Origin of the sequence: Streptomyces sp. BE20, assembly GCF_036322525.1 — a bacterium.
GTDB lineage: Bacteria > Actinomycetota > Actinomycetes > Streptomycetales > Streptomycetaceae > Kitasatospora.
This window is the reverse complement of record NZ_JAQYWW010000749.1, coordinates 1-8793: the sequence shown is the minus strand read 5'-3', so window position 1 is coordinate 8793 and position 8793 is coordinate 1. Positions and strand designations below refer to the sequence as shown.

Genomic DNA, 8793 nt, shown 5'->3' with positions numbered 1-8793 from the left:
TACGTCCCACACGAAGGATCCTGACGACCCACCAGGCGAGGACCCCTCAGGACCCTCGCCGGACCGTGGCCGCAGGAACCACAGGCGGCCGGAAGCCCGCGAGTCCTGCGGGCCCCCTCGCGGTCGTTGCCCACCGCCCCGAGCGTGACCTCGCCCGGTCCAACGCCAACCCGGTCGACATGGACGCCAGGCGCCGGCTCGACTCGGTGGGCGAGTCCGTGCACGTCCCCGGGGCACACCCGCGGATCGACCGCACCCACCAGGAGCCTGACGAGGTCGCCGAGACCGATGTGGCGCACTTCGGGCCCGGAACGGCTCCCCCGGGGGTCGGGCCCCACGGCGAGTCGGCGCCGACTCGCCGTGGGGCCGGTGCGGGTGCGGGTGCCGGGGTCAGTAGACCAGGATGTCCCAGTGGTTGCCCTCGTTGCAGTACAGGTTGCCCGAGGCGGCCTTCCACTGCGGGTAGCCGTCGCCCCGGAGGCCGATGTAGGTGAAGCTGTTCTGGATGTAGCCGTCGATGCAGGAGCTGCGGGAGATGTCGACCTTGTAGCCGTTGTAATGGCTGTAGGTTCCGGAGGCGTGGCCCACCTCGGTCCCGCCCGTGATGTTGATGGCGCAGCCGCTGGACTGCTTGAGGGTGATGATCGTGCTCACCGTGCCCGAGTTGATCTGTTCGAACGAGGTGCAGGTGGAGTTGGACCGGGTGGTACATCCGCCGCTGGAGCTCCAGGTGATGCCGGCGTTCCTGAACTGGCCGGCGGCCGTCGACTGCGACAGCTTGGTACCGCTGGCGCCGGCCGTGGGCGCCGACACGGCGAGGCCCGCGAGGGCCAGGGCTACGACGGTGGCTGCGGTGCGTGGTTTCATCTGCGTCTCCCGGTGAGGGTGGTGGACGCCGAACTCGGGCCCCGGCTGCCGCCGACCGGACCCGCACCGGGCCGGGGTCCGGCGCGCGAGCGGTCCGGCAGGCAGGCGGCGGGACCGCCCGGGCAGCGGGACGCGCGAAGTTCGGCGTACGGGGAGCTGGGTGCGAAACGGTGCGGCATCAGGATGACCCACCGCCGTCTATGCGAGTAGACCCCGGTCTGTGAATTTCGCGTGACGCCCACGCATTCCGGGCCTCCGGTCGTGCCGGGCGGCGGGCGGGGTATGTCTGCTGGGTCTTCCCGGGCCTTCCCCCGGCCCCACCCGGCTCGAAGGCCACACCCGCCGCGCCCGCTGCACCCTGCACAACCGCCGCACCCGGCACAACCGGCACAACCGACCATGGAGGTCCTTGTGAGCACCGTCCCCGCACGTGTCGTCGAGGCGGCCTTCCGCTGCTACCGGTCGCAGGACCGGGACGCGGCGCTGCCCCTGTACGCCGACGACTTCACCTTCACCAGCCCGCAGGACGACCACATCGACAAGGCCGCCTTCTTCGAGCGGTGTTTCCCCACCGCCGACCGCTTCCGGGAGCAGCGACTGCTGCACGTCACGCCCGCCGACGAGGAACTGGTCCTGGTCCACTACGAGTACGAGCTCAGCGCCGGCGGCCGGTACCGCAACATGGAGGCGATCACGGTGCGCGGTGGCCTGATCCGTGAGGTGCAGGTCTTCTTCGGGGGCAGGGCGTAGACGAGGCCGGGACCGGGACCGGGGGCGGGGCCGGGGGCCGGGGGCGCGGACCGGCCGGGGTCAGTGCACGAGGGCCTCGCGCAGGCGCCTGCGGTCCGGCTTGCCCGCCGAGGTGAGCGGGATCTCCGGCACCAGGTGCAGGGCCTCGGGGGCGAAGATGCGCCCCTTGTGGGCGGTGACGAACGCGCGGACGTCGTCGAGTTCCGGGAGCCGTCCCGGGACGGGGACGACGACGGCGTGGACGTGCTCCGTCTGCTGGGCGTCGCGCACGCCGAGGACGGCGCACCGGGCGACGGCCGGGTGGGTGAGGAGCAGGTCCTCGACCTCGGAGGGGTAGACGTGCCCGCCGGTCACGATGATCTTGTCCGTGAGGCGGTCGGTCAGGTAGAGGAACCCGTCCTGGTCGAGGCAGCCGATGTCGCCGGTCCTCAGCCAGCCGTCGCGCATCACCTCGGCGGTGAGGTCGGGCCGCTTCCAGTACCCCGCCATGAGGGAGTGCGAGCGGACGTGGATCTCGCCCTGCTCGCCGGTCGGCACCTCGGTACCGCCCGCGGAGCGGATCACCACCTCGACGCCCGGCAGCGGGCGGCCGACGGGAAGCCGGCCGGCGTGCCCGGGCCGGTCGTGGTCCTCCGGGGTGAGGACGGCGATGTTCTGCGCCTCGGACATCCCGTATCCGCTCGTCAGGATCGGCCCGAACACCCCGAACGCCTCGCGGATGCGCGTCGGGGAGGCGACGCATCCCCCGTACATCAGTCGTTCCAGGCTGGAAAGGTCGGTCGTGGTGATCGCCGGGTGGTCCAGCAGCCGGTGGAGCAGCGGCGGCAGGACCCACAGGTCGGTGATGCGCTCGCGCTCGACGGCGGCCAGCACCTCGCCCGCGTCGAAGGAGCGCTGGAGGACGACCGTGCCGCCGTGGTGGAGCGTCAGGTCGCTCAGCACGCCGGCGAGGTGGGCGAGGGCGGTGGCCGCGAGGAAGCGCGGCGCCGTACCGGCCGTGCCGAACGGAACGTCGAAGATCCTGCGGTAGGGACCGTGCAGGCTGAGGATGCCCTTCGGGATACCGGTGGTGCCGCCGGTATGGCGGACACCCAGGTGGTCGTCCGGGCCGATCCGCACGGCCGGGGGCCGCGCGGGGCGGTGGGCGCAGGCAGCGATCACGTCCTCGCCGATCGTCTTCGGATCCGGGCCCGGACCCAGGGTGAGGACGGTCGGCACGTCCGCCACGGCGAGCAGTTCCGCCGCGTCCGCGTGCCGTTCACCGTCCACGAGGAGGACGGCGGTGTCGACGCCGGCGACGATCCGGGCGAGGACGGGGGCGCTCATGCCGTCGTACAGGCCGACCACCCGGGCGCCCGCGATCCCGGCGGCGTAGCGGGCGCTGAGTGCCTCGGGGGTGTTGGCGGTGAGCAGGGAGACGGTCGAGCCGGGGGTGACGCCGCGGGCGATCAGCTCGTGGGCAAGGCGGTAGGTCGCGGCGGCGAACTCGCCTGCGGTGATCCCGGCGCCGTCGGCGGTGATGACGGCCGTCCGGTCGGGATCCCGGGACAGGGACCGCAGAATCAGGGCGGGGGCGCTGATGAACTCCGTGTCGCTCATGAGCACTTCTTCCTATGCGTCGGAAACCGCATCGACAGGGCCCCTCCATTCTGGGCACGAAGCACCGGGTCGGGGGCCCGAACCGGGCAGCGGGCCGAAACACATCTGCGGCGGTGGCGGCCCGGCTCTTGTGCCGGAGCGGGCGTCGCGCCTCGTAGCCCCCCGGCCGGGAGAACCGGCAGCCGTCTGCCTCTGCTGAAGCTCCGGAGGGTCCGGGGTCGAGGGCGTGCGCGACGTCGAGCGAATTCCTCACCAACCGTTCGACGAGCCGTACGTGGATCCGCACGGTGCCCGGGGCGGGAGCCGTAGAGTCGCGGGGTGGAGTCCTGCCCCGATCATCACTCTGTCGTGCCGACGTGTTTCGACTGCTGCCGAGCGGCGTTGAGTGCCGTGCCGTCCGACGTCGAAGAGCTCACTCGGCTCGACCCGGACGCCTTCGCCGCATTCGCCGGCTCACACCGGGCCTGGGTGGAGAATCTCCTGCTGGCCGAGTGCGCCCACCGGCCGATGGCGGCGTGGTCCCGGTCTGACAGCCCTCCGCCTGTCGTGCACTGGGCGGTATGGGCCACCCCGGCGGTCGCCGCCGCGCTGCCGGTTCCTTCGGCGGTCGCCGTCGGGCTCACCCGGGCGTATCAGCAGCGCGAGGGCGATCGCGGTCAGGCGCTGTGGATCTCCCGTCTGCCGCTGCGCATCGATTCCGACGTGGACCAGCGGCTCGCCGGGCTGTGGTGCGATCTGGCGCTCCTGGCCGGCGAACAGGACCCGGTGGCGGAGTCCGGACTGCGCACGCGCGTGGACAGGCGGGCTCGCCCGACGGTGTGGGCGCGCTCGCTGGAGTGGCTCCTGCTCTGGGGGAGGCAGTTGAGGAGTCTTGACGTGGCATTCACCCTCGCGCTCGCCGGCGAGCACCCCACCGTCCGACAGGCGGTCAGCCGCTGTGCCCGCAGTCCGGTCCTCGGCGTCCAGCTACGTGCCGGCGGGCTGCAGGCCGCGATGAAGTCCGCACGGCCGCTGGAGGATCGGCTGCTCGACATCGTCTCCGCCTCGGTCGACGACCGCCGGAGCGACTTCCCGCGACCGCTGGGCGCTCCGTCGTCCACCTGGCTCGCCGACCTCGGCCTGGAGGGACTCGTGCGGGGTGCCGCCCGCCGCGCGGTTGCCGACTTCGCCGGTTCCATCGGTGATCTCGGTGCCGCCGAGGAGGAGCATCTGACCGCCACACTGCTCGCCGGCCTCGTCCGCGAGTTCACGGCCCTGCCCTCCCTCACACGGCTCGCCGCGGTGCCCGGCCCGCATCTGCGGGTCGGGCACCGCACCGTGACCAAGAAGGAGGAACGGACCAACGGTGCCGACATCGGCGTCGTCGTCGACATACGCGTACCCGGCCGACTCCAGATGCGGACGGGAGACCTCATCCAGGTGAAGAAGTCCACCGCGCTGACACCAGGCCGCAGCCGCACCGGGCGCGAGGACACCTGGACCGTCAAACGCCGTCAACTCCATGACCTGTTGGAGCACAGCGCCAGCGCCGTCTACTGGCTGATCCGGGGCACCGGTGATGTTCTCGTGGTTCCGGCGAAGTTCCTCGCCGCCGTCGAGGGCGCCGCAGCACTCCCCTCCTCCAAGCAGTTCACCGTCGGCCACACGGCCGTCCGGCACACAGCGGTACCGATGGAGCAGTACCTTCCCGATCTGGTCGTGGGCCTGTGGCTCGGCAGCAGCAGTGACCGGACGCTCCAGGCGGCGCAGGGCACCGGAAGGACCACCCGACCCCGGTTCGCTCTGACGATCGACGTCGTCCTGGAGCCCGGGGAGGGGTGAGCGGCCCGACCTCCGCTCACTGTCCTGGGGCACCTCCGGGCAGAACGGACGGCGCATGAACGGAGAAACCCGCCGCCGCAGGGTGAGACTCCGGTGGATACACGCCAGAGAGCCGTTGCCGTATCGATCTTGGTGGACTCCGGTTTTCCCGGACAACCGGGCCGGGTGATCGTGCCCGTCCGTCGGGACCTCGCCGATCGTGAGGTCGCCCCGGGTGGTGGCGGCGTCGCCGAAGAGCAGGTCGAGGGAGTGTCGGGCCGGCCGGTCACGCAACGCCCCGATCTGGGACCTCGGTGCGCCGGCGGGCAGCACCCGGTGAAGGATCCGCGGCGTCGGCGGCGCGGCGCGACCAGCACGCTCAAAGGGTCCACCTGCTCCGTATTGGACCTGTTCACCGGGCCGTGACGGCAGCAGGGTGGGCCCATGATCCGTTGCCCCCACAGCGTTCCCACGGCGCGCGTGAAGCATCCCGCTGAGCCAAGACCCGACAAGGATGCCTCATGACCGGACTCGCCGTACTCGTCCTGTGGATCGTCCTCGTTGTCTGGGCGCTGGAACGCAACCACCGACGCCGGGCCGGCCCGCCCCCCTCGCGGAACGGCACCGCAGGTGTCCGCGACCGGGACGCCGAACGTGTCCGGGCCGAGCTTCGCGCCGCAGCCGACCGGGCAGACCACGCAGACCACGCAGACCACGCAGACCGGCGGCCGTTCCCGTAGACACGGGCAGTAGGCGTCGTGGGTGCTTCGCGCGCAGCACCTGCAACCCGGACGACCATGGCGTCCGGGCTCCGGCTGAACGGGTACCTCCGCGCGGGGACTTCGCGCGGTCGGCGGGCCGCTCCGGTGATGCGGTCCCGGCAGCCCCGCAGGTCCTCGGGTGACACGTGGCCGTCACCACGGGCCCAGGGCCGGAGCGGTGGTCCATGGCGACCACTCCAGCCGGCCCGATCTCCCGGCCCGGGGCCGAGCGCCCCGTCCGCGGTCATGCCCAGGGAACGGTCCGGCCTCGACCCGTGCCTCCGGGAGTCACCGGCTCCGGCGGGTGCCGGGAAACGGCCGGTGAATCCGCGCTTCCGCCGCGGGGCCGGGCGCGTGGCGGGGGTGTGGGAGCCGGTGGATCGGCCACGGGATTGGCTGCAAACCGTGCAGACGCCGGTGCGGAAGAGGATCTACCGTTTCCCGCCGAGGGGGCCGCTTCCACCTGCCCTCTCGAGTTCGGGGACCGGATTTCGCACCACTCGATCTGCCCTACGGAGGAGAACTCGACATGCCCGTGAAGAAGACAGCATCACGCCTCGCCGTCGTCGGCGCGACCGCCGCGCTCGCGTTCGGCGGCCTGGGCGGCCAGGCCGACGCCAGCTTCGTCAACATCGACAGCTGGAACTCGTACACCTGCGCCTCGCAGGGCGGCTACTACTGCCTCTGGTACGGCCCCAACCGTGGCGGCGGCTTCTGGACCAGCCACGTCATCGCCACTCCCACGATCAGCGGGAACTTCACCGACGGCAACCCCGTGCGGAACAACGCCGCCTCCGCCGAGAACGCGAGCGCCTGCAACGTCGGCATCTGGGTCTACCCCAACTACATGGGCGACGAGAACTGGCTGAGCCCCAACCGGGGCGGCAACCTCACCCCGCTGCTCAGGAACAACGAGGCGTCGATGGCCCTCGACGACGCCTCGCGCGCCTTCTGCCCCACCGTCTGACGGTCCGTCCCGTGACCAGGGCCTGCCCGCCGGCACGAACACCGGTGGGCAGGCCACCTCGCGAACCCGAAGGAGAACGGCCGTGACTGCCGCAGCGAGAGTCCACAGAGGGCGACTCCTGGCCCCGGTGCTGATCGTCCTGGCGGTAGGCGGCTGCTCCGCCGGCCAGGCCGCGCCGCCGCCCGCCCCGGCGTCCCCGCCCGCAGTGGTGGCGACTCCCACGCCCGGGCCCTCGCAGGTCGCCGAACTCCGGTTGCCGATCGCGGACTACATGCTGACGCCCCAGCAGGCGGCCGAACTGAAGTGGCTGAACACCAAGAAGGTCGCCATCTGCATGAAGCAGTACGGCGTCGACCTGCCGATGACGCCGGGTCCGGTCGTCTCGGCCTCCGACTCCCTCCTGTTCCGTCGCTACGGCCTGACCGATCCGGCGAGCGTCAGCATCTGGGGCTATCACCTGCCCAAACGTGACACCGCTACTCCGCGGGCCACGCTCTCCCCGGCGGAAAACGCGCTGCTTCTCGGCCGGGACGCCACCGGCAAGCCGCTGACCAGCTCGAACGGCCAGGCGGTGCCGGCCGGAGGCTGTCAGGGCAAGGTGAACACCGATCTCCAGTCGCTCCAGCCCGGTGGACAGGGCTCGGGCAGCGGCGCGTCCCAGCTCGCGGCACAGACCAAGGCCGAGAGTTTCTCCCGCTCGATGACCGATCCGCGGGTGAAGGAGGTCTTCGGGCGCTGGTCGGAGTGCATGCGCGCCGACGGGTTCAGTGCGCCGAACCCGGTCGAGGCCGGAGGGGATCTGCCGTCCGTGAAGCAACCCGAGCCGGACGCCGCGGAGATCCGCATGGCGCAGACCGATGTGGAGTGCAAGGCGCGCACCAACCTGGTCGGGATCTGGTTCGCCGTCGAAGCCGACTACCAGACGGCCGCGATCGCCCAGCAGCCACAGGCGTTCGCGGCGCTCAAGGCCGAGCGTGACGCGCAGGCAGCCCAGCTCGCGCAGCAGATCGCCGGGCTTCGCGGCAGCTGAGCGCGGGATCCGCCGCACGGGCGTCCCCGTCGTTCCGTCAACCGCCTCGTGCCGTCGTGCGACAGCTTCTCTGCACCAAGGCGGTGCGTGCCGGTTCCGGACAACCCCGGATCACGCCGCGGCTGCGGGGGCACCGCCGACCGCGGCGTGACCGATGAGCCCCGGACAAGCGTCAGAGCGGCTTGATGCGGGCCTTGAACAGGCAGAACTCATTGCCTTCAGGGTCTCCGGAAAGGTGTTGTCAGGGGTTCTACGGCAGGGCCGAGAGTGCCCCGCCCGGGATCGGTCCCGAACGGGGCGAGGGGGTTCTACTCGGGGCAGTTCAGCGAGCACGCCCACAGGGTGTACCCGGGGCTGCTAGCGGCTTCCTGGTGGCCGATCGGGACCGGGGTGGGGGCCGGACCCTTGCAGCGGGCGCAGCGCACCGGAGCGAGGCGGGGCCACGTCTCGCCGTGGGCGTTCTCGTGGTCGTCTCCGTGGAACGGGTCACGGCCGCACGGGGCTCCGTCGTACTGCCCGGGGCGAGGGGCGCCGCATGTGGGTTTCTCGGCAGTAGCGAGGGTCATCACGCCACCGCCCCGGCGAGGGTGTGCGCACCCGGGAAGCTGTACCCGGTGTCCGGCAGCTTCTCGGCGACCGCCCGCAGGGCCTCGCGCCGCTCGTACTGGCGCTGCTCGTCCAGCTCGGCGAGCCAAGCCGCGCGGTCGACGTAGGGGCGAACCAGGGGGCTCGCGTGCCAGTTCTCTTGTTCGGTCCACGGGGCGGGGCTCAGTCCGGCGGGGGCGGCCCGGATCGGCTCGGGGTGGTCGGAGTGGGCTCGGGGGTGGTCTTAGAAGACATCTCATTTGGATAGTCGTCGGGTGCAGATGAGGGCGGCTGCGATGCTGGCGAAGGCGGCGAAGTGGTCGGCCTTGCGTTCGTAGCGGCGGTGCAGCCGGCGGAAGCCGCCGAGCCAGGCGACGGTGCGCTCGATCACCCAACGGTGGCGGCCGAGGCGCTGGGAGGACTCGACGCCTCGG

General features: G+C 71.8%; 8 protein-coding genes. 5 read left to right on the top strand and 3 right to left on the bottom strand.

Translation table 11 applies throughout. The features are described 5' to 3' along the window. Positions 1 to 390: 390 nt before the first annotated feature. Positions 391 to 867, bottom strand: a complete 477-nt coding sequence (locus tag PUR61_RS16240) for a hypothetical protein (protein ID WP_329879555.1) — start codon at positions 865 to 867, stop codon at positions 391 to 393. Between the two features lie 411 nt (positions 868 to 1278). Between PUR61_RS16240 and PUR61_RS16235 the strand changes: the two genes are divergently transcribed. After that, positions 1279 to 1617 carry a nuclear transport factor 2 family protein gene (locus PUR61_RS16235; RefSeq protein WP_329879554.1) on the top strand — a complete coding sequence of 113 codons (339 nt, stop codon included), beginning with the start codon at positions 1279 to 1281 and terminating at the stop codon, positions 1615 to 1617. 60 nt (positions 1618 to 1677) lie between these two features. Here the strand turns inward: PUR61_RS16235 and PUR61_RS16230 are convergent, their stop codons facing one another. Continuing rightward, a complete protein-coding gene (locus PUR61_RS16230; RefSeq protein WP_329879553.1) occupies positions 1678 to 3216 on the bottom strand; it encodes an AMP-binding protein in 1539 nt (512 codons plus the stop codon). 468 nt (positions 3217 to 3684) lie between these two features. On the opposite strand from PUR61_RS16230, the gene PUR61_RS16225 reads away from it, so the two are divergent. The 4 genes from PUR61_RS16225 to PUR61_RS16210 all read left to right on the top strand — a co-directional run bounded on the left by PUR61_RS16225 (position 3685) and on the right by PUR61_RS16210 (position 7774). Beyond that, a complete protein-coding gene (locus PUR61_RS16225; RefSeq protein ID WP_329879552.1) occupies positions 3685 to 5037 on the top strand; it encodes a hypothetical protein in 1353 nt (450 codons plus the stop codon). A 500-nt stretch (positions 5038 to 5537) separates the two neighbouring features. Then, the gene (locus PUR61_RS16220; RefSeq protein WP_329879551.1) at positions 5538 to 5756 is read left to right on the top strand and encodes a hypothetical protein; all 219 of its coding nucleotides are present in this window, start codon (positions 5538 to 5540) and stop codon (positions 5754 to 5756) included. 550 nt (positions 5757 to 6306) lie between these two features. Continuing rightward, positions 6307 to 6744, top strand: coding sequence for a peptidase inhibitor family I36 protein (locus PUR61_RS16215; RefSeq protein WP_329879550.1), 438 nt, complete (start codon positions 6307 to 6309; stop codon positions 6742 to 6744). A gap of 82 nt (positions 6745 to 6826) precedes the next feature. Continuing rightward, positions 6827 to 7774, top strand: coding sequence for a hypothetical protein (locus tag PUR61_RS16210; protein ID WP_329879549.1), 948 nt, complete (start codon positions 6827 to 6829; stop codon positions 7772 to 7774). A gap of 841 nt (positions 7775 to 8615) precedes the next feature. Here the strand turns inward: PUR61_RS16210 and PUR61_RS16205 are convergent. Beyond that, positions 8616 to 8793, bottom strand: a 178-nt coding sequence (locus PUR61_RS16205) for a transposase (protein ID WP_329876626.1), incomplete at its 5' end; no start/stop codon positions are given.